The organism is Gordonia sp. NPDC003585 (assembly GCF_040610755.1).
GTDB lineage: Bacteria > Actinomycetota > Actinomycetes > Mycobacteriales > Mycobacteriaceae > Gordonia.
This window is the reverse complement of sequence record NZ_JBEXMX010000006.1, coordinates 59,029-79,896: the sequence shown is the minus strand read 5'-3', so window position 1 is coordinate 79,896 and position 20,868 is coordinate 59,029. Positions and strand designations below refer to the sequence as shown.

Sequence of the window (20,868 nt, the reverse complement as noted above, 5' to 3'; positions counted from 1 at the left end):
TCATCCTCCTGCAACGGTGACGGAGCCAAGTGAGGTGAAGTGTGCGGCCACTCGACTCCCGGGTTCGACGGCTACGGCGTCGGTCATGCCGCCGGTCAACACCACCCAGCCCGGTTCCAGAGTTACTCCACGGGCACCGAAGGTGTTGGCGGCAAAGGCCAACGCCTCCGCGGGGTGACCGAGGACCGCAGATCCGGTTGCGCTGTCGACGATGTCGCCGTCCACCTCGAGCAGGCACGCTTCCAGCGAGAGATCGATCTCGGAGACGTTCCGCGTGATGGGTCCGGTGAGGTAGACGCCCGAGGAGTTGTTGTCGGCGACGGCGTCGGCCAGGGTGAACTTGAACCCTGAATACCGGCTGTCGATGATCTCGATCGCACCCATCACGTGGTCGACCGCCGCAAGGGCCTGTGCGGCAGTCACTCCCGGCCCGGACAACGGCCGGCCGAGGACGAACGCGATCTCCGGTTCGGCGCGCGGGTGGATGAGCCGCTCGCGCGGGACCGGCAGTCCCGCAGGAAGTGCCATGGCATCGGTCAGCCATGCGACCGATGGTTCGTCGACACCCATCTGCTTCTGTTTGGCCCGAGAGGTGAGTCCCAACTTGATGCCGGTCACCACCTCGCCGCGAGATCGACGGTCCGCCAGCGCGATGTCCTGCGCCGCGTAGGCGACGTCGAGGGTGAGGCCGGGCCACTCGTGTGCGATCGAGGTACGGGCGGTGCGGGAGCGTTCGGCGGTGAGGAGGGTGTCGGCGACCCGGGCGGCATTCCACTGCGCGTCGGTGTTGCTGTTGCTCATCGGTTTTCCCCTTCCATGACGGCGGTGACGGTGCCGAGGCCGGCGATGCTCGCGACAATGGTGTCCCCGGCCCCGATGGGCACCGCCTTGGTCATGGAACCGGGGAGCACCACATGCCCGGGTTCCAGCGTGACGCCCAGTGGCCCGACGGTGTTGGCCAGCCACACGAGCGCGTTGATCGGTGATCCGAGGACGGCGCCGCCTCCGCCGGTGGCGATGAGTTCGCCGTTGACGTGGAGGTTGCAGCCGGCCAACCGGAGGTCGACGTCGGAGAGCTTCGACGGTCGGCTTCCGAGAATGACGCCGCCGGATGACGCGTTGTCGGCGATGGTGTCGAAGATGCCGATCTTCCAGTCGCGGATACGGGAGTCGACGATCTCCAGTGCGGGGAGCACGAAGTCGACCGCGGCGACGGCCTCGGCGACGGTGACACCCGGCCCGGTCAGCGGCTTGCCCAGAACGAACGCAACCTCGGGCTCGATCCGCGGTTGAATGAACGTGCCCGCCGGGATCGGTGCGTGTTCGAGGTGGAACATGCTCGCGGTGAGATGACCGAAGTCGGGTTGGTCGACGCCCATCTGGCGCTGGATCGCCCGCGACGCGAGGCCCACCTTGTGGCCTTTGACGGTGTCCCCGTTCTTCTCCCAGTCCTGAACTTGCGCGAGCGCGATCTCGTAGGCCGCGGACAGTGGGGCGTCCGCGAAATGGGGCGTGAGGGGATCGATGGGTTCCATCGATCGGTATGCGCCGAGAAGGGATTCGGCGGCGACCTGGATGTCATCGGCCATGGGTGGCACGTGCTTTCTGCTCGGGCATCGCGGAACATGACTGCAATGCATTGCTTTCGGTGATGGGGGTGCGGCACGATGGGAAACCGTGCATGGTGAACGGAGTGCGGAACTCGGTTCGATTGCGCGCGCGGTCAGGGTGCTCGATGCCGTCGGCGCTGCCGAACTCGGCATGGGTGTTTCGGAGATCGCCCGCCAGACCGGGATCTCCAAATCGAGTGCCCAGCGGATCGCGGTCGAACTGGTGGAGAACGGGCTGCTCGAACGCGATGGGACGCGGTACCGGTTGGGGCTGCACCTCTTTGAACTCGGTCAGCGGGTTCCGCGGCGTCGAGATCTGCGCGATGCCGCGGCGCCGTTCATGCACGATCTGCGTGAGGCAACCGGTCACTCGGTGCATCTGGCGGTGCTCGACGGTACGTCGGTCGTCTACCTGGATGTGCTGCGCAGTCCCTCGGCCCCACCGCTGCCTACGCGCGCCGGTGGACGGTGGCCGGCGCACGGAACCGGTATCGGCAAGGCGATCCTGGCATTTTCGTCGGCCGACGTCGTCGACCGGGTTGTGGCAGGCGGCCTCCGGCGACTCAGCGAACGCACCATCACCAATCCTGGCCTGTTCGCTGCCGAACTCGCGCGCATCCGGGAACGCGGTGTCAGCTACGACCTCGAGGAGTCTCGCGCCGGAGTGGCCTGCGTGGCCAGCCCCGTCGTCGGCAGCGATGGCCAGGTGGTGGCCGGCATCTCGGTGTCGGGATGGCACAACCGCATCAACCTCGATCACTCGGCCGCTGCGGTACGTACTGCAGCTCTTGGTCTTTCGCGTCAGTTGTCGGGTCCCTGATCGTCGGGCCATGAGCATCACCCTGCGACGGCGTGCAGAGTCAGGTTGTCGAGTTCCGTGGGCAGAGGGGTCGGCATCGGCGTGCTCAGCGCGCGCGACACCTCGGCGGACGCGGCGATCACCGCGCGTCGGAACTCCTGTTGTGCCGGTATGAATCGGCTCGCGGGTGCGGTGATGGACATCGCAGCGACCACAACACCCATGTCGTCGCGAATCGGTGCCGCCACACAGTGGACCTCGGCGACGGCCTCCCCGTTGTCGAAGGCGCAGCCTTGGCGCAGTACCGATCTCAACTCGCGGCTCAGTTCGGCGGGATCGGTGATCGTCGACGGTGTGAGCCGCCGCAACGGCTGATGGGTCACGTTGCGTTCGATCTCACCTGGGTCACATTGTGCCAGTAACGCTTTGCCGACAGCGCTGCAGTGTGCGTCGAGGTGCGCGCCGATCCGCGCGCCGTTCACCGTGATCACGTGATTGCCGAGGACCTTGTCGACGTACATCACCCGATAGCGTTCCATGATCGCGAGGTGGGTGGTCTCGCCATACTTCTCGGACAACGATTGCAGGATCGGCGCTGCGCACGTCCGCACATCGACGGTGCCCTGGAGTGTTTGATTGAGTTCCACCACCCGCCACCCGATGCGGTAGCGTCCGCGCGCGCGGCACTGCAGGAGTCCTATGTCGACCAGTGAGGCGAGGAGCGCATGCGCGCTCGACCGGGGAACACCTATCGCGGAGGCCACCTCCGACACGCCCCACTCGGGGCGAGCCACGGTGAACAGATCCAGAACCGGACCGATCTTCTGAACCGTCTGCAGTGCTGCCATGATCAACCTTCCTTGATTCCGTGGAGCGTGAATCGGCTGCCACTATGTGCTTGTTCGGGGGTGCTGTCCACCAACTTGTGCCGCTCAGCGGCACATGAAGCGCAGGACGTGCAGCCAGTTCGTGACTGCACGCCCGCGGTCTATCGGGGCTTGTCAGAAGCCCCACGTACCCGTGTCGCCCTGGAGTTCGAGCGCTCGGAAACTGCCTGTGTAGAAGAGCAGTGGCCGCCCGTCGTCGTACCAGAGTTCCTCGACTCGACCGACGTGCAAAGTGTGGTCGCCGGCGACGTGCGAGTCGGTGACCGAACACGAGAGGTGAACGAGGGCACCGTCGAGCAGTGGGACGCCCTTGCGCCAGGTGAACCGAACGAGATCGGGCTCGTTCGCGGCTCCGGCGAAATGGAGCGACAACGGCTCTTGATCGTTCGCGAGGATGGACACGCCGTAGCGCCCGGTTTCGCTGATCTTGGCGTTCATCTTGGCTCGGTTCGCGATCGACACCAGAACCAAAGGCGGGTCCAGGGAGACCGACGTGAACGCGTTGGCCGTCATCCCGTGCACCGATCCCTCGTCCTCGCTCTCGGCTGTGGTCACGATGGTGACGCCACTGGCGAAGCGGCCCAACGCCTTACGCATGCGGAGGGGAGTGGGCTCCAGGTCGGTGCCCTCCTGCGGCTGAGTCACGGTACTCACCGCGCGGTCCGTAGGATCTGCAGGTCGTCGTTGTTGATCAGATCCGGCCGGGTCCAACCGTTGATGTCGTACTCGGACATGCACTGTTCGGCGAAGCCCTTGAGCGCGACATCCTGCCCTGTGCCCTGATAGGCGAACAAGGTCTGGAAGCGCACGGCCTCGTGGTCGCCGCCGTAGTTGCGTTCGTAGAGTTCGTGGCGGCCACCGAATTCGGAGCCGACGGCATCCCACAGCAACTTCAGGAGCTGCACGCGGTCGATGGCGGCGATGCCGTTGGACCCGCGCACGTACTGATTGAGGTAGGGCTCGATATCCGGGTTCTTCCAGTCGTCGGCGTGCGAGTTCAGGTAGATCAGGCCGCTGCCGAGGACCTGCTGGATGATCTCCTTGATGCGTGGGTAACCGACGCCCATGAATGTGCGGTAGGCGAGTCCGTAGTTGAGATTCGGCTGGACGGCCCCGTTGACCCACTCGTCGGGCGACTTGGCCATCGCGTCGGACAGGCCCCAGAACATGTCTCGCCAGTTGAGGATCTCGCCGATCTGCATCTGCACACCACGGAAGCCTGCCGAACCGGTCATCTCCACGCCCTTCATCACACAGCCGGCGATGAAGTCGAGCTTGACGGCGAGACGTGCACAACCATGGAACATGAAGCGGTTCAGGAAGCCTGATCGCATGACGAAGTTGTTGGTGGTCTCGGCATCGTAGGCGAAGACGTTCTCCCACGGAACGAGGACCTTGTCGAACACCATGATCGCGTCGTTCTCGTCAAAGCGGCTCGACAGCGGGTAGTCGAAGGGGGTGCCCATAACGGCGGCGTTCATCTCATAGGAGGTGCGGCACAACAGCTTCAGCCCGGGTGAATCCATCGGGACCGTGAAGATCAGGCCGAACTCCTTCTTGCGCAATGGGAGTCCGTAGTGCGCGATGAAGTTGGCGTTGGTGATCGCCGACCCGGTGGCCACCACCTTGGCGCCGGAGACGACGAGTCCGGCGTCGGTCTCGTCGACGACGTGCACGCAGACGTCTGCTGTCTCATCGGCGGGCTTGTCGCGGTCGATGGGCGGGTTGACGATCGCGTGATTCAGGTACAGCACCCGTTCCTGGGACTTCTTGTACCAGTTGAGGGCGTTCTGCTTGTACTCGCCGTAGAAGTCGGCGTTGGCCCCCAGGGTGCCCAGGAACGACGCCTTGTAGTCGGGTGAACGGCCGAGCCAGCCGTACACCTCCCGTTGCCATTCGACGATGGCGTTGCGGGCGGTGAGGAGGTCGTCGGCACTGTGTGCGGTCTTGAAGAACGGGTGGGTGAAGCCTCCGTTTCCGGTGTCGGTGGGCACGGAGAGTACGCCTTTGGCGTCCGGCTGGTGCAGGGCGTCGTACATCCGGGCCACCGAGCGCGCGGAATTCCGGAATGCCGGATGAGTCGTGACGTCGTCGACTCGTTCGCCGCGGAAGTAGATCTCGCGGCCGTCGCGCAGGGAGTCGAGATACTCGGCCCCGGTCATCGGCCGCACGTCGTTGGCGGTGCTTGTACTGGGCGCAATGGCGGTGATGGTCATGGCGTTCATCCTCCGGATCTACTGCCAAACTTGATGATTCGATTGGTGGTCGCCAGGGAGGGGGACTCCGGTATATCGTGACGAGGCCACGTCCCTGTGACGTAGAACACTAGAAGGGTCAGGTGTGGCAAGACATGTCCGAGAGCGAACAATCGGATGACTCTGCGCGACCGGAGTCCGATGACGTGGTCGCCCTGTGGACCTCCGAACTCGACGGCTCCGAGGGCCGCGACGAATGGCAGCACACGCTCGGTCACCTGTACGCAGAGATGGATGTCGACTGGCCGGACCGTCCTGGCGGGTTGGACGCCGAGTGGGGTGGTCGGCCGCTGGGGCGATTGCATTTCAGCAGCATCCGATGCGACGAGCAGACTGTCGTCCGCAGCCCGACAATGATCCAATCGGATTCGTGCACCGACTACCTGGTGTGTCTGGTGACCGACGGCCATGTCGAGGTGACTCAATCGGATCGAACGGCAGTCCTCGAGAGTGGCGCGTTCGCGATCCTGGATCTGGGTTCTCCCTTTGTCTTTCATTCCCCGGCCACCTTTCGGCAGGTTGTTGTCCGTGTTCCGCACGAAGCCATGGCGTCGCGACTGCCCGAGAACGCCGCACGGCTCTCGACCGGGCGATCCTTTGATCCCCATGCCGGGTCGGTGGGGGTCATCGGCCGGCTGATCGTCGACCTGGCGACCACCGAGATGTCGACGACGATCGCGGAGTCGTTCTCGTCGTCGGCGCTGGAGATGCTCTCTGCCGCAATCATCGAAGACACCCCTACCGCGACGCCGGGCGAGCTGCTCCGCCTGCAGGATCTGGCACACATCCGGCAGGTGATCGACGACAACCTTCACGATCCGGAGTTCACGCTGACCGACGTTGCACACGTCGCGGGGATGTCGTTGCGCAATGTGCAGAAGCTCGTGCGCACGACGGGGACGACGCCCGGAGCCCTGCTGTACGACGCCCGGGTGGAACGCGCAAAGATGTTGTTGCTCAACACTCAAGCTCCGCTGACCGACATCAGTCTCAGTGTGGGGTTCCGTGACGTCTCCCATTTCAGCCGAGTGTTCCGTAAGCAGGCCGGTAACTCGCCGGGGCGCTATCGAAACTCGGAATCGGCTATGGGCCAATGAGGTTCACGAGATCAGGAATCGCCGGAGAACAGCATGGTGGCACCACCTGTGGCGAAGTTGGCGACGTCGGCGGCCGCGGCCTGGCCGGCCGGTGAGCCGAGAGCCCGGAGCGCGTCGTCCTTGGAGTCGAAACGCAACTGCGCCAGCGCGTAGGCTGCCGGTGGGTTCTCATCCAGCGATTCGCATTTGTTCATCGTGAAAGCTCGAACGCCGGTGATCGCATCGACCAACGGAACGTGCTTGGTCGCGTAGTAGTCGTCGAACGCGGCGCTGTCATTCGGCTGGCTGTAGATGATGGTGACGTCATACATGGTAGTTCTCCATTCGTGAGTGTTGTTGTGATGATCAACTATTCGACTTCGGGCGTGGCTGCGGGGGTGAACTCCTCGCGGAAGATGAGACGAGGAGCCATCCGGCGCCGTTTCAGCGCCTTCACCGACGCCTCGATCATGGCGGGCGGCCCGCATAGGTAGGCGCTCATTCCCTTGCAGGACGAGAAGTCCTCGAGGACGACGTCGGTCACCAATCCGTTGGCGCCCGACCAGGTCTCCTCACTCAGGGCCGGCCGATAGTGCAGGTTGGCGTTGTCTTCTGACAATGCGGTGAAGTACTCGAAGTCGTAGAGGTCTTCGCGGCGACGCCCACCGTGGTAGAGATAGATCTCCGGCACGAGTTGGTGTGCAAGGCTGTGCTGCACAATTGATTTCAAGGGTGCCAACCCTGTTCCGCCGCCAATCAGGATCGCCGGCTGGGGTTGCTCGGCTACGAGATTGAATTGCCCCAGTGGTCCACGCAACGAGATCGGGTCGCCGACGGACAGTGACGAGAAGATCCAGCCATCGGTCGCCAGGCCGCCTGGGGTCAGCTTGACATGAAACTCGAGACGTCGTGATTCGCTCGGCGGATTGGCCATCGAATACTGTCGGCCGACGCCGGTGCCCGGCACGATCAGCTCGCTGTATTGCCCGGCGTTGAACGTCATCTCCGTGTCGAGTTCGACGACCAGGCGGCGGGTGTTGGCCGCGATGTCGTCGAGTTGAATGACCGTGCCGGTGTAGTCCCGCAGCGGGTGATGGGGCACCCCGTCGTCAACGGCACCGATTGGTTCGACCGTGACGTCGGTCCGCGGAGTTGCCATGCAGGCCAACGCCAGTCCGCTCGATCGGTCCTCGGCGGTCAAGGTGTAGTCGGGTGAACCGTGATGGTCGACCTCACCGCACAGAACCTTCAGTTTGCATGTACCGCAGGTGCCCTGAGTGCACGAGTGAGGAATCCAGGCGTTGGCGCGTAACGCGGCATCGAGGATCGGTTGATCCTGTGCCACCGAGAGATCGGTGTCGGTGCCGGCAATCCTGACCCGGTGTGTCTGATCCATGGGCCTCTCCGTGATGTCCGATTCCGGGATCGTCGCGGTCACCTCACACCTCCCAGGCGACGTGCAGTTCCTTGGGGCCCCGGAATCCCCAGCCCCAGAAGTCGACGTCATGGTTGGGGTCGAGTTCGATGTTGGGAATCGTCTCGAAGAGCTCCTCGAGGGCAATCCGCACCACCGCACTGGCGAAATACGTTCCGGCGCAGGCGTGATCACCGCCGCCGAAGGTCATGTTCGGGATGACCGCGCGATCGAGGTCATAGGATGTCGGTGCGTCGTAGGCATTCTCGTCGTTGTTGGCCGAGCCGTAGGACAGCATGACCAGCGAGCCCTCCGGCAGTGTGACGCCGCCGACAGTTACCTCACTGGTCGAGACCTTCACGGCCGCCGACCAGATCGGAGCGACCCAGCGCATCCCCTCGTTGACTGCACGCGGGATCAGTGTCGGGTCGTCGATGACCCGCTCCAGCTGTTCCGGACGACTGAACAGTCCGGCCAGCGTGGTGCCCATGGCGTGGCCCGGTTCCTGCATGGCGCCGAGGAGGAACACGTACAGATTCGGATAGACGACGTCGCGACTGCGGGTCTGGCCCTCGGGCATCCCGTCGTGCAGCCAGTGTGAGATGGCCGTGCGGTCGGGATGCTCGATCCAATGGTCGATCTTCGGGTCGACGTGCGCGATGATCTCGGCCTTCGCCTCGTCGCCGGGGATGAACCCGTCGGGATTGGCGAACTCACCGTCGGCCGTCATGTCGGCGTTGGTGAACGAGACGCTCAGTTTGTGGAACCATTCGCGCAACTTGTCGGTCGACACGTCGTCGAGGCCCAACAGATCGCCGAGTGCTCGCACACTGACGGGTTCGAAGTACTCGGCGACGATGTCCGCGGCGCCGTTGTCCTCGATGGTGGCGAGTCGCTCGCGGGCGAACGGTCGAACGAGTGGATCGATGTACTTGTCCACCTCGGAGGGTTGCAAGTGGGGTTCCACCATGTCGCGCAGGTCGCGGTGCTCTGGGCCGTTGGAGTTGAGGATGGCCCCGTGCCCGAAGGTGCGGCCGCCGGCCGGCGAGATCACTGCAGGCCAGTTGGCCGAATCCTTGGCGATCTCCATGCACAGTTCTCGGGTTGAGACGATGTGCAGGCCCAGCTGCGGAAAGTAGGCGACCGGCGCCTCCCTCCGGAGACGTTCGTACACCGAGTGAGGGTCGGCCTCGAGGTCGGCCATCGTCACTTCCGTGATCCAGCTGGGGGTGAGCGCCTGCGTCGTGGTCATGGGTTCCTCCGTCGGGATAGCGGGATGGAAGGGAGTGGTGGTGAGCGATTGTTCGGCTATGACGCCGCGGGCTGGCCATTCCCTGTGACTTGGAACACTATGAGTCCAGGAGGCGCGAAAGAATGACCGAGACTGCACGGATCCTTGATCCGGAGTGCACAGGGTCGGCCGGCACAGTTGCCCTCAGCACGCGCCGGCTCGCCTCGACCGAAGGGCGCGCGATCTGGGCCGAGACCTTGGATTCCACCTACTGCGAAATGGCGGTCGACTGGCCGTCCGCGCAGACGTCTTTCGCTGCCGACATCCGCGCGCGGCCGGTGGGTGACCTGTCGGTCAGTGTTGTCCGGGCGGACCCGCACACCGTCGTTCGGACACCCGCGATGATCGACTCCGACCCAGGCGACGACTACCTTCTGTGCCTGATCTCCAAGGGGACCGCCACAATCACGCAGGACGCCCGAACGGCCACGCTGGCCCATGGGTCCTTTGGGCTGGTCGATTCATCTCGGCCGTTCGTCGTCAGCGGGAAAACCGAGTTCGAGCAGGTGGTGATGCGCGCTTCCCGATCCCTACTTGCCTCACGAGTCGGTGCGAACATTGCCGACGGTCTGACGGCACGGGCTATTTCGGCGAATGACGGTGTCGGGCGGTTGGCGTCGAACTTCCTGGTGGACATCGCGACTCACGATGACGCGATAGGAGCCGCCTCCCTCGACGCGGTGTCCTCGGCAGTGCTCGACGTCGTATCGGCCGCCGTCAACCATCAGGCCGCCGGTTTGTCGCTCACCGAACGTGTTCACATCGATGACCTTCGGCGGGTCCAGGCGGTGATGATCCGGGACATGTCCGACCCGGAACGGACGATCGCCGATGCCGCTGCCGAACTCGGGATGTCGGTGCGCTACATACACAAACTGTTCAGCGCCTCGGGCTCGACACCGCGAGCATGGTTGTACGGCAAGAGGATTGACCGAGCGAAGAATCTACTGCTGCAAACCGATCTCGGAGCCGCGGAGATCGGCCTCCAACTCGGGTTCCGCGACGCCTCGCACTTCAGCCGCACATTCAGACGGCGATGCGGGCGCAGTCCGAGTCAGTTCCGTGCCTCCCGGTCCTGAGAAGGGCAGGCAGCGGCCACTCGCGACACTATTGGCACCCGGTGACAAAACCCGGAGGGTGGTGTGATCGAATGGCAGAGCCGACGTTGTGATGCCGATCACGGCTGAGGCGCTACGGATCAAGTCGTGACAGAAATCAGGTGAGACGAATGACTTCAGGATTCGACGGCAAGGTTGCCTTTGTCACGGGCGCGGCCCGTGGGCAGGGCCGCGCACATTGCGTGGCGCTGGCGCGGGCGGGCGCCGACATTGTCGCGCAAGACCTTGCCGGGCCGTTGCCCGGAGTGCCCTACGACTCACCGACCTCGGCCGACCTCGACGAGACGGTGAAGTTGGTCGAGGCCGAGGGCCGCAGGATCGTCGTCGAGCAGGGCGACGTGCGCGACCTGGATCATCTGTAGGGGCTGGCCCAGCGCGGCGTCGACGAACTGGGTCGGATCGATGTGGTCGTGGCCAACGCGGGTATCTGTATTCCGGCGCCGTGGAACGAGATCACGCCGGACATCCTGCGGGACACGTTGGACATCAACGTCGTCGGCGTCTGGAACACGGTGATGGCCACGGCGTCCCACATGGCCGCAGGCGGCGGTGGCTCGATCATCCTGATCAGCTCGTATGCCGGTAAGAAGGTGCAGCCGTTCATGGTTCCCTACACCACCTCCAAGCATGCGGTCACCGGTATGACCAGGGCGTTTGCTGCCGAACTCGGCCCACTGGGCATCCGCGTCAACAGCATTCACCCGGGCGGCGTGAATACACCGATGGGTTCGGGCGACATGCAGGTGCGGCTCGCGGCCGCCGGTGAAACCAACCCGCGGCTGAACAACATGGGCACCCCGTTCCTGGACACCTACGCCGCCGAACCCGAGCAGATCTCCGACGCGGTGCTGTTCCTCGCGTCCGCCGCGTCGTCATTCGTCACCGCGGAGCACCTCAGCGTCGACGGGGGAGCCCAGTACTTCTGATCCGAAGAGCCCGGTGACCGCCCCCGCTGACCTGGGAAAACGCGTCAGCGCCGTGCCCGCGAAATCTAGGGGAAGAACTTCTTCCCCGGGGTTCATAGTCATCCGCGAGAAATTTCTAGGGGACGACACCAAGGCCGGGGGAAGAAGTTTCTTCCCCCACTTTTTGTGCCGGATCAATGCGGCCGCGACACCCGCCCTCGACGGCGGCCCTCTGCCCGCTTCCACGATCGCCTTGACGACGTCGGCGGGTGGGTCGCCGATCCGAAGACGCCCCACCGGTGAGCGAGAGGTTGCATTTGTCAGTATGTCCGGACATACTAGTGGCAACGAGAGGAGTGCAGCCATGCCGCTGGTCCACATCCATGTGACCGAGGGTCGTCGTACCGATGCCGAGTTGAGAAGATTCGCCGACGTCGTGCAGGACGTGATGCTCGAGCACTTCGCCGCGCCCGATCGGGACCGCTATCAGGTCATCACGGAACACAAGCCGGGCCGCATCATCCTCGAAGACACCGGGCTGGGTTTCGACCGCACCGACGATGCGGTGGTCATCCAGATCTTCCAGCAGGGCCGGACGATGGAGCACAAGCGCGCCGCATTCAAGGCGCTCGCCGAGCGTCTGGAAGCCGAAACCGGTTTGCGTCCAGCCGACTTGGTGATCTCGGTGTCGGCGAACACGCGCGAGGACTGGTCCTTCGGTGAGGGCGTCGCACAGTTTGTCGACGGCGCTCTTGCGTGACGCTTCTGGCGCCGGGTGGACAATGAGACCGTGACCGTCGCCGTTCGCTCCCGTCAGGCCATGGCCATCTGGCTTGTCGGCCTGGCGATCTACTTCGTCGCGGTGCTGCACCGGTCGTCGTTGGCGGTCGCGGGGTTGCTTGCCGCGGAACGATTCGACATCTCCGCATCACAGCTGTCGACGTTCGTGGTCCTGCAATTGCTCGTCTACGCACTCATGCAGATCCCGGTCGGCATCATGGTCGATCGTTTCGGTCCGCGCCGCGTATTGCTCACGGGTACCGCCATTCTGACCGTCGCCCAGCTGAGCTTCGCCTTCGCCGACAGCTACACCGGGGCCCTACTGTCGCGCACCTTCGTCGGTATCGGCGACGCCATGACCTTCATCTGCGTCCTGCGCCTGGTGACCGCGTGGTTCCCGACCCGGCGCATCCCGCTGATGACCCAGTTGACCGGCGTGCTGGGGCAACTGGGTGCCGTCGCGGCCGCGGTACCGATGACGTGGGCGTTCTCGACGCTGGGCTGGACGCGCGCCTACGTGGTCATCGCATCGATCGGCGCGGTGCTGTTCGTCGTGGCGCTGTTCATGGTGCGAGACACCCCCGACGCGCGATCGGCGTCGCGGCCGTCGATGGGTCTGACGGAAATCTGGGATGGGCTCAAGGCGTCGTGGGAGCACCCGGGAACGCGCCTCGGGTTCTGGATGCATTTCTCGACCCAGTTCAGCGCGACGGTGCTCGGACTTCTCTGGGGTTACCCGTTTCTCGTCCAAGGGCAGGGCCAGAGCTCCGCGTCGGCCGGCGTGCTGCTGACCGTGATGGTGCTGTCGATCATGGCCTTCGGGCCGATCTTCGCGTGGCTGATCACGCGTTGGCCGTGGCACCGCTCGACCCTCGTGCTTCTGGTGGTTGCCTCGATCGCGTCGATGTGGGCGCTCGTGCTGGCCTGGCCGGGGTCGGCGCCGTTCGGGGTGCTCGTGGTGTTGGTGGTGGTCTGCGGCATGGGTGGACCCGCGTCGATGATCGGGTTCGACCTCGGCCGGACGTCGAATCCCGTTGTCCGCGTTGGCACCGCGACGGGCATCATCAACCAGGCCGGTTTCCTCGCCAGCCTGCTCACGGTGGCCATGATCGGGCTTGTGCTGGACTGGCGTACGCCCGACGGTGGATCGGGCTACTCGGCGGACGCGTTCACCTGGGCGATGTCGACACAGTTCGTGCTGTGGGGGTTCGGTGCGTTGCAGATCTGGCGCTATCGCCGAAAGGGGCGCAATCGGCTGCTCCGCGAAGACCCGGTGTTGTGGTCGCAGCAGTCGGGGCGGCCGGTGCCGGACCGGTGACGGCTCCGCGACAACGATCTCGAGGTATCAGGTCCGCTTGTTCTGGGTGCGGCTCGTCAGTTCGCCGCGGTCGGATGAACACTCACGACTAGTCGCTGCCGTCGTTCCTCTTGTTCCGATTCTGGACCCGAGTGCGGTAGGCCAGGATGACGCCGCCGACGACGATGGCAAGGAGAATGCCCACAACGACAAGCCATTCCGTGAGGCTGCTGTCACGACCACCGGAGTGGTGCGGCACGTAGACGGAGGCGAGGGCGATCACGTCTGGCATTCTCACACAGCCGTCAACGGTCGTGGTCCGGCGAACACGGCGTTCGTGGTGCCTTTGTCTGGCAGTGTGGATTGCGAGAGTCGACGGTGTGCCAGGTGAGAGGAAGTGGTGACAATGCCGGTCAACGCGCCGATCGTGGTGGCGGTGGACGGGTCGGAACAGGCAACGAATGCGGTGCGGTGGGGATCACGTGCCGCGGTGCGGGAGAACCGTCCGTTGCACATCGTGAGCGTTACCGCGCCGCCCGCCCCGGCGTTCACCCTTGCCGCGGTGTCCGCAGTCGAGGCCTCGGCGAGCGCCGGACGTGCCTTCGCCGAAGCGGCCGTCGAGCTGGCGAAAGGCCTGGCTGAGGACACTGCCGAAGGTGTCGCCGTGAGCGGCGAGGTCATCGAGGGCAGGCCGGGCCTTGCGCTCCGTGACATCTCCAGTCGCGCCCACATCCTGGTGGTCGGCCGCCGCGGTCTGGGCGGTGTCAGCGGGCTGCTCCTGGGTTCGGTCAGCACCCATGTGGCGTCCCATGCCGAGTGTCCGGTCGTGGTGGTGTCGGATCAGCTACCGTCGAGCGGGCCGGTGGTGGTGGGCGTCGACGGTTCGCCGACGTCGACCGACGCGATCGCGCAGGCATTCGCTCAGGCAGGATTCCTCGACACCTCGCTGGTCGCGGTGCACGCCTACGGCGGGTACTCGGGCGCGGCGTTCTTCGAGGCAAGCGAAGAGGTCAAGCGCGAGATGGACGACGAGGCCCGCGAGACTCTGGGCACGCAACTGGCGGGGTATGGCCAGGACTTTCCCGACGTCGACGTCGAGACCGTGGTCACCTCCGATGCCCCGTCGAACCGGATCACCGAACTGTCGAAGGACGCCCAGCTCGTGGTGGTCGGCAGCCGTGGTTACGGAGGCTTCCGCGGACTGATGCTGGGCTCGACCAGCCAAGCGGTGCTGCACGTCGCGCAGTGTCCGGTGATGGTCGTGCAGGCTGCGTAGCCGGCCCTCAGCTCTCGGCCAGCACTCCCGAAGCGATCCGGAATGCCGAATTGGCATCGGGCACACCGCAATAGATGGCGCTTTGCAGGATGACCTCCTTGATCTCGTCTGGGGTCAGTCCATTGCGCAGCGCAGCGCGCACGTGCATCGCGAACTCCTCATGGTGACCGCGGGCGATGAGCGCCGTGAGGGTGATCATCGACCGCGCTTTGCGATCCAGACCGGGACGCGTCCAGATCTCGCCCCACGCGTAGCGGGTGATGAGGTTCTGGAAGTCCTCGGTGAACTCCGTGGTGCCGGCCACGGCGCGGTCGACGTGGTTGTCGCCGAGCACTTCCCGGCGAACCGACATACCGGCGTCGTAGGTGGATTCGGTTGTGGTCACGACGACTCCTTCAGGTGGTGGCGGGCGCGTTCGAGGATGGTGTCGATCTGATGGTCGACGGCGCCGAGATAGGTCGACGCGGGGGTACGATCCGCGAGCTCGGCCATGGTGCACTGCTCGGCGAGAATTCCTTGTGCTGCTTCGAGATTGGATCGCGATCGGTCGGTGTCGACGCGCAGCCCGACGAGGAGGTCGATGGTCTGCCCGGCAGCGACGACTGTGCGTCGGGCCAGGGTGCGTAATGTGGACCACTCGACATGCCAGCCGCCGTCGGAGCGCTCATCGACGCTACTCGCCGACGCGGTGTGCAGCGTCGCGCCCAGGGCAGGCGCCGCGAGCGCCGCGCGGCGGATCAGTACGGAGAGCATGGGATTGGACTTGTGCGGCATGGTCGACGACCCGCCGCCGGCACCTTCCGTCAATTCGCCTATCTCGCCGCGACTCCCGGCAAGCACGTCGTTGGCGATGTGACCCCAGATGTCGGTGCATTCGACCAGGGCATCGCCGGCCCGGGTGATCGGCGCGCGCGTGGTGTGCCAGGGCAGTGCGCGCGCCAGACCGAGTCGATCGGCGAGGGCATCGGACAGTGCGACCGCCGCGTCGGGGGATCCGGTCAGCTCGGTGGTGGCGGCCAAGGTCCCTGCCGCGCCGCCCATCTGCACCGGAAGAGGCGGCAGAGAACCCAGTGTCGACGCCGCGTCGAGCACCCCCGACAACCACACCGCGAACTTCTTCCCGGCAGTACTCGGGAGTGCGGGCTGGGTGAGGGTGTGGGCGAGCATCGGCGCATCGCGATACTGCTCGACGAGCCCGACCAGGACGCGAATCTGTTCGTCGACGTCCCGGGAAACCCGGGCGACGGAATCCCGCAGACACAGCATCAGCGCGGTGTCGACGACGTCCTGGCTGGTGAGTCCGCGGTGAATCCATTGTGCGGCAGCACCTTGCGTGCGTTCCCTCAGCAGTGCGACGAGGCCGGTCACCGGATTCCCTTCGCGTTCGGCTCCTGCCGCGAGTCGCTCGGGATCCTCGGCTGTGACGAAGCCCGTCAGGTCGGTCGCAGCGTCATCGGGCGCGACACCGCCGTCGACCAGGCAGCCCAGCCACGCATCCTCCACGGTGACAAGAGCATCCACGAACGCCGCGTCGGACATGAGGCTGCCGGCACGATGGTCGCCGGGCCAGAACAGGTCGGTCATATTCCCGGGTAGGCGAGGAAGACGGTCTCGTCGTCGCCCTGGAGTCGGATGTCGAAGCGGAGGCCCTGCTCGTCGCGCTCGGCGATGAGAGTGTGGCGCCGATCGGCGGGGACGGATTGCAGCAGCCGGTCGGTCTCCAACGCGGGACCTGGAACGTAGGCGCGGGTGAACAGTCGGTTCAGCAACCCGCGGCCGAAGACCGTCACCATGATGAACGCCGCGTGGTCGGGCCGTACGGGGCCGGGTTCGACTGTGGTGAAGGAGAAGTCGCCCGCGTCGTCGGTTGGTCCGCGTCCCCAGCCGGTGAAGGTCCATCCGTCGCGCTTGAGCGATCCCGGTTCGCGGGAGATGGTCCCGTCGGCGTCGGCCTGCCAGATCTCCAGCATCACGTCGGGGACGGGTGTTCCGTCGCCGTCGGTGACGGTGCCGTGGAAGCGAATGGCGCCGGGCGAGCGTGGCGGCACCAGCTCGTCACCGCCGTCGAACGGTAGGGCGTAGCCGTAGAAGGGGCCGATCGTCTGGCCGGGGGTCGGGGTCAGCAGGGTGCTCATCGTTTCCTCACTCGTCCTCGAAGACGGTCCGGTTGGTACCGGAAAGGGCGATGTCCCAGCGGTATCCGGTGCTCCACTCGTGGGTGGCGACGTCGTGGTCGTAGGTCGCGACGAGGCGGTCGCGTGCCTTCTGGTCGGTGATCGACTGATAGATCGGGTCGAGTGCGAACAGCGGATCGCCCGGAAAGTACATCTGGGTGATCATCCGCTGCGTGAATTCCGTTCCGAACAACGAGAAGTGGATGTGCGCGGGCCGCCAGGCGTTGTTGTGATTCTTCCATGGGTAAGGCCCGGGCTTGATGGTCGTGAACTTGTACCAGCCGTCGTCGTCGGTGAGGCAGCGGCCGACACCGGTGAAGTTGGGATCGATGGGGGCGTGGTGCTGGTCGCGCTTGTGGACATACCGGCCGGCAGCGTTGGCCTGCCACACCTCGACGAGCTGGTTGCGCACCGGGCGGCCGTTGCCGTCGAGCACACGTCCGGTCACGATGAGTCGCTCGCCGATCGGATCGCCGTTGTGCTGGATCGTCAGGTCCGCCTCGAGCGGGTGCACGTCGCGGGCGCCGAACGCCGGGGTCCACAGTTCGACGTCCTCGGGATCGGCGTGGTGCAGATCCTTGGTGGGATGGCGCAGCAGGCTGCTGCGGTAGGGCGGATAGTCGAGCCGGGGCTGGGTCTCCTCGATCCCACCGTGCTGGTAGGCGGTCTCGATCGCGGCGATCTCCGCGTTGATCTGATTCTGGGTGGCCGACGCGCTGTCGGGATCGGTGTTGATGATCGTGGTCATGAGGGTGTCACTCCTGAGTGGCTGTGCGAGTGAATGTCAGTGATGGACAAGCTCTTTGGCGTTGTCCGACGAGGGGGTACGGCCGAGCTGTTCGGTGGGCACGTCCTTGGTCTCCCGGGCGGTCAGCGCGGCGCCGGCAGCGATCGCGCAGATCACGGCGGTGAAGATGCTGATGACGGTCCAGCCGCCTTCGCGAACACCGCCGAGGGCGGTCACGATCGTCGGCGCGAAACCGGCCATCAGGAAACCGAGCTGGGTGCCGATCGCCATACCGGAGAAGCGCACCTCGGTGGAGAACATCTCGCCGTAGAACGACGGCCACACGGCGTTCGCGGCGGCGTATCCGAAGGAGAAGGTCGCGATCGCCAGGGCGAAGGTTATGACGTGGTTGTCCTGGCTCATCGACAGCATGTAGAAGGGCATCAGGACGGCCGAGGCGACGGCGCCGTAGATGAAGACCGGCTTGCGTCCGATGCGGTCGGCGAGCTTGCCGAAAGCGGGCTGAGTGAACAGGGCGCCGATGTTGGCGACGACGATCAGCCACAGGGTGAGGTCGGCGTCGAGTCCGACCTTCTTGCCATAGGCGAGGGCCAGATTCGCGAAAACTGTTGAGACAGCGGCGATGAAGGCGCACAGGATGACGCGCAGGACGCTGCGCCACTGTTCACGCATCAGCGGGACGAGCGGCATCTTGGCGATGGTGCCGGCTTCCTTTGCCTCGGTGAACTGCGGGGTTTCGTGCAACTGGCGACGGATGAAGTAGGCGACCACGACGACCACGGCGGACAGCCAGAACGGGACACGCCAGCCCCAGGAGTACTTCGCGTCGTCGGGCAGGGCCATGAACGGGATGAGGATCAGCGAGGCGAGGATCAGGCCACCCTGGGTTCCGGTGAGGGTCCACGAGGTGAAGAACGCGCGCTGATGGTCGGGGGAGTGTTCCAGGGTCAGAGAACTGGCGCCGGCCTGCTCGCCTGCGGCGGAGAAGCCCTGCATCAGCCGACACAGGACCAGGAGTCCGGGTGCGAGCCATCCGATGGTGCCGAAGGTCGGCAGGCAGCCGATGATGAAGGTCGACAGACCCATCAGGACCAGGGTGAACATGAGGACGCGCTGCCGTCCGATGCGGTCACCGAAGTGGCCGAGCACTACCGCGCCGATCGGTCGGGCGATGTAGGCGAAGCCGAACGTCATGAACGACATGACCAGGGCGGCGTCGTTGTCCGACGGGAAGAAGACGTGCGGGAAGATGAGCGCCGCGGCGGAGCCGAAGAGGAAGAAGTCGTAGTACTCGACGGCGCTGCCCATGAAACTGGCCAGCGCGGCGCGCTTGGGAGTGCGCACAGGAATGTCTTCCGTGTGTGCGTGGTCGATGGTGGTCATGAGGTGAACTCCTCGGGGGTGATTCTGCTCTGGTTCAGGACGGGTTTGCGACGAGTTCGCGGAAGTGGCGGGACATGCGGGCGGCGTCCGGGGCTGTCCCGGTGATCAGGGCAAAGGCGTCGACGGCCTGGTGAACGGCCATATGGCCTCCGTCGAGAGTGCGGCAGCCGGCCCTACGGGCTGCCTGCAGAAGTGCGGTGTCGAGGGGTCGGTAGACGATGTCGGCGACCCACAGTCCGGGGTGCAGCAGCGCGGCGTCGAAGGCGATGCCGGGATGCTCGGCCATGCCGGTGGGGGTGGCGTGCACGACGCCGGTCGACTCGGGGAGGAGAACCGAGAGCTTGTCGAACGAGGATGCCTCGATGCGGGCGGTCGGGTAGCGCGTGCCCAGTTCGTGGGCCAGCTCGCTGGCGCGGTCGACGTTCATGTCGACGATGGTGAGGTGGGCGGCCCCGAGTCGGGCGAGGGCGTCGGCGACGGCGGTTCCGGCGCCGCCCGCGCCCACGAGGACAACGTCGGCGAGGTCGGCGCCGGGCAGCCCCTCGGTGAATCCGTGTGCGAATCCCGTTGTGTCGGTGTTGTATCCGATGGTGCCGTGGTCGGTGAAGCGGACCGTGTTGACCGCGCCGAGGGTGGCGGCGACCGGATCGATCTCGTCGAGGTGCTCCAGCACGAGCTGCTTGCAGGGATGCGTGACGTTCACGGCGTCGAACCCGAGCGTCCGTGCCCAGGCGAGGACCTCGCCGACCCGGGTGGGCTCGATCGCGAGGGTGTCGAGGTCGATGGTGCGGTAGACGTAGTCGAACCCCTTGGCCCGACCCTCGGCCATGTGCATCGCCGGGGTCAGCGAGGGTCCGACGCCGGTGCCGATGAGACCGACGAGGAAGCTTGGGCGGTGGTTCATGGTGACTCTCCGTAATGTACGAACTAGTACGTTCGCAATTGAGTAGAGCATTGTGACCCGGGTCGCGTCAAGACTTTGGTGTGATCGGTATCGCGTTTACCGCCGGCTGGGGTCCGCCTCCCGCCGGCTGAGGTGTGAGGAGCGCAAGCGACGAGCCTCGAAGCCCCTGGTGAGACGACATTGTTGTCTCACCGGCGCCCTTCGAGGCTCGCAGGCTCGCACCTCAGGGGGCGGTGGGGATCGCCTCGGGGAGCGGTGGGTTCACCGAGGGAGCGTAGTCGTACTCGGGTCAGTTCTTGCTGGTCAGCCAGCCGACCACGACGTCGCCGATCATGCGGCGCAGGTGGGCGCGCTGGGAGACTTCAGTGAGGTCGACGTCGAAGAGGTAGCCGAAGGTGTACTGGTTGGCGACCTGGAATACGCAGTACGAGCTGATCACGAGGTGGACGTCGAGGGCGGTCGCGTCGTCGCGGAACACGCCGGTCTTGCGGCCGTCGATCAGGATCTCGTCGAGCAGTGATGTCGCCGGCGCGGAGAGGCCGGGGAGGTCGGCGAGTTTGCGGATGAATTCGCCGCGATGGATGTTCTCGATCGACACCAGTCGGATGAACGCGTCGTGCGCGATGTGGTGGTCGAAGGTGACCTCGGCCAGGCGTCGGATCGCTTCGACGGGGTCGCGGTGGTCGACGGTGAGCTTCTGTTCGGCCGACCGGATACCGCGGTAGGCGTTCTCGAGAACGGCCAGGTAGAGGCCCTCTTTGCCGCCGAAATAGTAGTAGATCATCCGCTTGGTGGTGCGGGTGCGTTCGGCGATCTCGTCGACGCGGGCGCCGGAGTAGCCGGATTCGGCGAACACCTCGGTGGCAACGGTCAGCAGCTCCGCACGCGTCCGTTCGGCGTCGCGCTGGAGTTCGGCTTTCGGCTTGGCTGCCACGATCGGCAGCTTACCCA

General features: G+C 65.3%; 22 protein-coding genes and 1 pseudogene. 7 read left to right on the top strand and 16 right to left on the bottom strand.

What is annotated here, in order from left to right:
- Positions 1-801 (bottom strand): fumarylacetoacetate hydrolase family protein, encoded by an 801-nt coding sequence (locus tag ABZW74_RS02880; RefSeq protein WP_355273683.1) that lies wholly within the window; start codon positions 799-801, stop codon positions 1-3.
- Positions 798-1,589 (bottom strand): fumarylacetoacetate hydrolase family protein, encoded by a 792-nt coding sequence (locus tag ABZW74_RS02875; RefSeq protein WP_355273680.1) that lies wholly within the window; start codon positions 1,587-1,589, stop codon positions 798-800. Before ABZW74_RS02875 ends, ABZW74_RS02880 begins: the two co-directional genes overlap by 4 nt.
- A gap of 88 nt (positions 1,590-1,677) precedes the next feature.
- Here ABZW74_RS02875 and ABZW74_RS02870 point away from each other — a divergent pair, with 88 nt between their 5' ends.
- Entirely contained in the window at positions 1,678-2,430 is a 753-nt protein-coding gene (locus ABZW74_RS02870; protein WP_355273677.1) for an IclR family transcriptional regulator, read from the top strand.
- A 17-nt stretch (positions 2,431-2,447) separates the two neighbouring features.
- Here the strand turns inward: ABZW74_RS02870 and ABZW74_RS02865 are convergent, their stop codons facing one another.
- The 3 genes from ABZW74_RS02865 to ABZW74_RS02855 all read right to left on the bottom strand — a co-directional run bounded on the left by ABZW74_RS02865 (position 2,448) and on the right by ABZW74_RS02855 (position 5,512).
- Positions 2,448-3,257 (bottom strand): IclR family transcriptional regulator, encoded by an 810-nt coding sequence (locus ABZW74_RS02865; RefSeq protein ID WP_355273674.1) that lies wholly within the window; start codon positions 3,255-3,257, stop codon positions 2,448-2,450.
- A 153-nt stretch (positions 3,258-3,410) separates the two neighbouring features.
- On the bottom strand, positions 3,411-3,893 hold the full coding sequence (nphA, locus tag ABZW74_RS02860) for an NADH-dependent flavin reductase (protein ID WP_240857844.1): 483 nt from the start codon (positions 3,891-3,893) through the stop codon (positions 3,411-3,413).
- A gap of 53 nt (positions 3,894-3,946) precedes the next feature.
- The gene (locus ABZW74_RS02855) at positions 3,947-5,512 is read right to left on the bottom strand and encodes a 4-hydroxyphenylacetate 3-hydroxylase N-terminal domain-containing protein (RefSeq protein ID WP_240857741.1); all 1,566 of its coding nucleotides are present in this window, start codon (positions 5,510-5,512) and stop codon (positions 3,947-3,949) included.
- Between the two features lie 134 nt (positions 5,513-5,646).
- Here ABZW74_RS02855 and ABZW74_RS02850 point away from each other — a divergent pair, with 134 nt between their 5' ends.
- The gene (locus ABZW74_RS02850) at positions 5,647-6,648 is read left to right on the top strand and encodes an AraC family transcriptional regulator (protein ID WP_355273671.1); all 1,002 of its coding nucleotides are present in this window, start codon (positions 5,647-5,649) and stop codon (positions 6,646-6,648) included.
- An 11-nt stretch (positions 6,649-6,659) separates the two neighbouring features.
- Here the strand turns inward: ABZW74_RS02850 and ABZW74_RS02845 are convergent, their stop codons facing one another.
- Genes ABZW74_RS02845 through ABZW74_RS02835 form a run of 3 tightly spaced genes read right to left on the bottom strand, consistent with a single transcriptional unit; the run spans position 6,660 to position 9,293 of the window.
- Positions 6,660-6,959, bottom strand: a complete 300-nt coding sequence (locus ABZW74_RS02845) for an EthD family reductase (protein WP_355273668.1) — start codon at positions 6,957-6,959, stop codon at positions 6,660-6,662.
- A 38-nt stretch (positions 6,960-6,997) separates the two neighbouring features.
- The gene (locus ABZW74_RS02840; RefSeq protein WP_355273665.1) at positions 6,998-8,023 is read right to left on the bottom strand and encodes a 2Fe-2S iron-sulfur cluster-binding protein; all 1,026 of its coding nucleotides are present in this window, start codon (positions 8,021-8,023) and stop codon (positions 6,998-7,000) included.
- A gap of 43 nt (positions 8,024-8,066) precedes the next feature.
- A complete protein-coding gene (locus ABZW74_RS02835; protein WP_355273663.1) occupies positions 8,067-9,293 on the bottom strand; it encodes a cytochrome P450 in 1,227 nt (408 codons plus the stop codon).
- A gap of 122 nt (positions 9,294-9,415) precedes the next feature.
- On the opposite strand from ABZW74_RS02835, the gene ABZW74_RS02830 reads away from it, so the two are divergent.
- The 4 genes and pseudogenes from ABZW74_RS02830 (at position 9,416) to ABZW74_RS02815 (ending at position 13,453) form a co-directional block, all read left to right on the top strand.
- Positions 9,416-10,411, top strand: coding sequence for a helix-turn-helix domain-containing protein (locus ABZW74_RS02830; protein WP_355273661.1), 996 nt, complete (start codon positions 9,416-9,418; stop codon positions 10,409-10,411).
- Between the two features lie 149 nt (positions 10,412-10,560).
- Positions 10,561-11,376: pseudogene (locus tag ABZW74_RS02825) on the top strand (mycofactocin-coupled SDR family oxidoreductase).
- 343 nt (positions 11,377-11,719) lie between these two features.
- On the top strand, positions 11,720-12,115 hold the full coding sequence (locus ABZW74_RS02820; RefSeq protein WP_240860886.1) for a tautomerase family protein: 396 nt from the start codon (positions 11,720-11,722) through the stop codon (positions 12,113-12,115).
- A 30-nt stretch (positions 12,116-12,145) separates the two neighbouring features.
- A complete protein-coding gene (locus ABZW74_RS02815) occupies positions 12,146-13,453 on the top strand; it encodes an MFS transporter (RefSeq protein ID WP_240860887.1) in 1,308 nt (435 codons plus the stop codon).
- An 88-nt stretch (positions 13,454-13,541) separates the two neighbouring features.
- Here the strand turns inward: ABZW74_RS02815 and ABZW74_RS02810 are convergent, their stop codons facing one another.
- A complete protein-coding gene (locus ABZW74_RS02810; RefSeq protein ID WP_240860888.1) occupies positions 13,542-13,715 on the bottom strand; it encodes a hypothetical protein in 174 nt (57 codons plus the stop codon).
- Positions 13,716-13,838: 123 nt separating this feature from the next.
- Between ABZW74_RS02810 and ABZW74_RS02805 the strand changes: the two genes are divergently transcribed.
- Complete coding sequence (locus ABZW74_RS02805) at positions 13,839-14,708, top strand: universal stress protein (RefSeq protein ID WP_355273716.1); 870 nt, start codon at positions 13,839-13,841, stop codon at positions 14,706-14,708.
- Positions 14,709-14,715: 7 nt separating this feature from the next.
- Here the strand turns inward: ABZW74_RS02805 and pcaC are convergent, their stop codons facing one another.
- From pcaC to ABZW74_RS02770, 7 genes are all read right to left on the bottom strand, one after another.
- Positions 14,716-15,093, bottom strand: a complete 378-nt coding sequence (gene pcaC / locus ABZW74_RS02800) for a 4-carboxymuconolactone decarboxylase (protein ID WP_355273656.1) — start codon at positions 15,091-15,093, stop codon at positions 14,716-14,718.
- Positions 15,090-16,292: a 3-carboxy-cis,cis-muconate cycloisomerase gene (gene pcaB, locus ABZW74_RS02795; protein WP_355273653.1), complete on the bottom strand. Its 1,203-nt coding sequence runs from the start codon at positions 16,290-16,292 to the stop codon at positions 15,090-15,092. The genes pcaC and pcaB overlap by 4 nt, the downstream gene beginning before the upstream one ends.
- On the bottom strand, positions 16,289-16,843 hold the full coding sequence (gene pcaG / locus ABZW74_RS02790; protein WP_355273650.1) for a protocatechuate 3,4-dioxygenase subunit alpha: 555 nt from the start codon (positions 16,841-16,843) through the stop codon (positions 16,289-16,291). The genes pcaB and pcaG overlap by 4 nt, the downstream gene beginning before the upstream one ends.
- A 7-nt stretch (positions 16,844-16,850) precedes the next feature.
- A complete protein-coding gene (pcaH, locus tag ABZW74_RS02785; protein ID WP_240860892.1) occupies positions 16,851-17,630 on the bottom strand; it encodes a protocatechuate 3,4-dioxygenase subunit beta in 780 nt (259 codons plus the stop codon).
- A 36-nt stretch (positions 17,631-17,666) separates the two neighbouring features.
- Positions 17,667-19,013 carry an MFS transporter gene (locus ABZW74_RS02780; protein ID WP_355273647.1) on the bottom strand — a complete coding sequence of 449 codons (1,347 nt, stop codon included), beginning with the start codon at positions 19,011-19,013 and terminating at the stop codon, positions 17,667-17,669.
- 34 nt (positions 19,014-19,047) lie between these two features.
- A complete protein-coding gene (locus ABZW74_RS02775; protein ID WP_355273644.1) occupies positions 19,048-19,917 on the bottom strand; it encodes a shikimate dehydrogenase in 870 nt (289 codons plus the stop codon).
- A gap of 289 nt (positions 19,918-20,206) precedes the next feature.
- Positions 20,207-20,851, bottom strand: a complete 645-nt coding sequence (locus ABZW74_RS02770) for a TetR/AcrR family transcriptional regulator (protein WP_240860898.1) — start codon at positions 20,849-20,851, stop codon at positions 20,207-20,209.
- Between the last annotated feature and the right edge of the window lie 17 nt (positions 20,852-20,868).

Excerpts from the sequence above, each read along its gene's own strand:
- ABZW74_RS02880 (WP_355273683.1), bottom strand. The coding sequence starts at position 801 with ATGAGCAACAGCAACACCGACGCGCAGTGGAATGCCGCCCGGGTCGCC.
- ABZW74_RS02875 (WP_355273680.1), bottom strand. The coding sequence starts at position 1,589 with ATGGCCGATGACATCCAGGTCGCCGCCGAATCCCTTCTCGGCGCATAC.
- ABZW74_RS02865 (WP_355273674.1), bottom strand. The coding sequence starts at position 3,257 with ATGGCAGCACTGCAGACGGTTCAGAAGATCGGTCCGGTTCTGGATCTG.
- nphA (WP_240857844.1), bottom strand. The coding sequence starts at position 3,893 with ATGCGTAAGGCGTTGGGCCGCTTCGCCAGTGGCGTCACCATCGTGACC.
- ABZW74_RS02855 (WP_240857741.1), bottom strand. The coding sequence starts at position 5,512 with ATGACCATCACCGCCATTGCGCCCAGTACAAGCACCGCCAACGACGTG.
- ABZW74_RS02850 (WP_355273671.1), top strand. The coding sequence starts at position 5,647 with ATGTCCGAGAGCGAACAATCGGATGACTCTGCGCGACCGGAGTCCGAT.
- ABZW74_RS02845 (WP_355273668.1), bottom strand. The coding sequence starts at position 6,959 with ATGTATGACGTCACCATCATCTACAGCCAGCCGAATGACAGCGCCGCG.
- ABZW74_RS02840 (WP_355273665.1), bottom strand. The coding sequence starts at position 8,023 with ATGGATCAGACACACCGGGTCAGGATTGCCGGCACCGACACCGATCTC.
- ABZW74_RS02835 (WP_355273663.1), bottom strand. The coding sequence starts at position 9,293 with ATGACCACGACGCAGGCGCTCACCCCCAGCTGGATCACGGAAGTGACG.
- ABZW74_RS02830 (WP_355273661.1), top strand. The coding sequence starts at position 9,416 with ATGACCGAGACTGCACGGATCCTTGATCCGGAGTGCACAGGGTCGGCC.
- ABZW74_RS02820 (WP_240860886.1), top strand. The coding sequence starts at position 11,720 with ATGCCGCTGGTCCACATCCATGTGACCGAGGGTCGTCGTACCGATGCC.
- ABZW74_RS02805 (WP_355273716.1), top strand. The coding sequence starts at position 13,839 with ATGCCGGTCAACGCGCCGATCGTGGTGGCGGTGGACGGGTCGGAACAG.
- pcaB (WP_355273653.1), bottom strand. The coding sequence starts at position 16,292 with ATGACCGACCTGTTCTGGCCCGGCGACCATCGTGCCGGCAGCCTCATG.
- pcaG (WP_355273650.1), bottom strand. The coding sequence starts at position 16,843 with ATGAGCACCCTGCTGACCCCGACCCCCGGCCAGACGATCGGCCCCTTC.
- pcaH (WP_240860892.1), bottom strand. The coding sequence starts at position 17,630 with ATGACCACGATCATCAACACCGATCCCGACAGCGCGTCGGCCACCCAG.
- ABZW74_RS02780 (WP_355273647.1), bottom strand. The coding sequence starts at position 19,013 with ATGACCACCATCGACCACGCACACACGGAAGACATTCCTGTGCGCACT.
- ABZW74_RS02775 (WP_355273644.1), bottom strand. The coding sequence starts at position 19,917 with ATGAACCACCGCCCAAGCTTCCTCGTCGGTCTCATCGGCACCGGCGTC.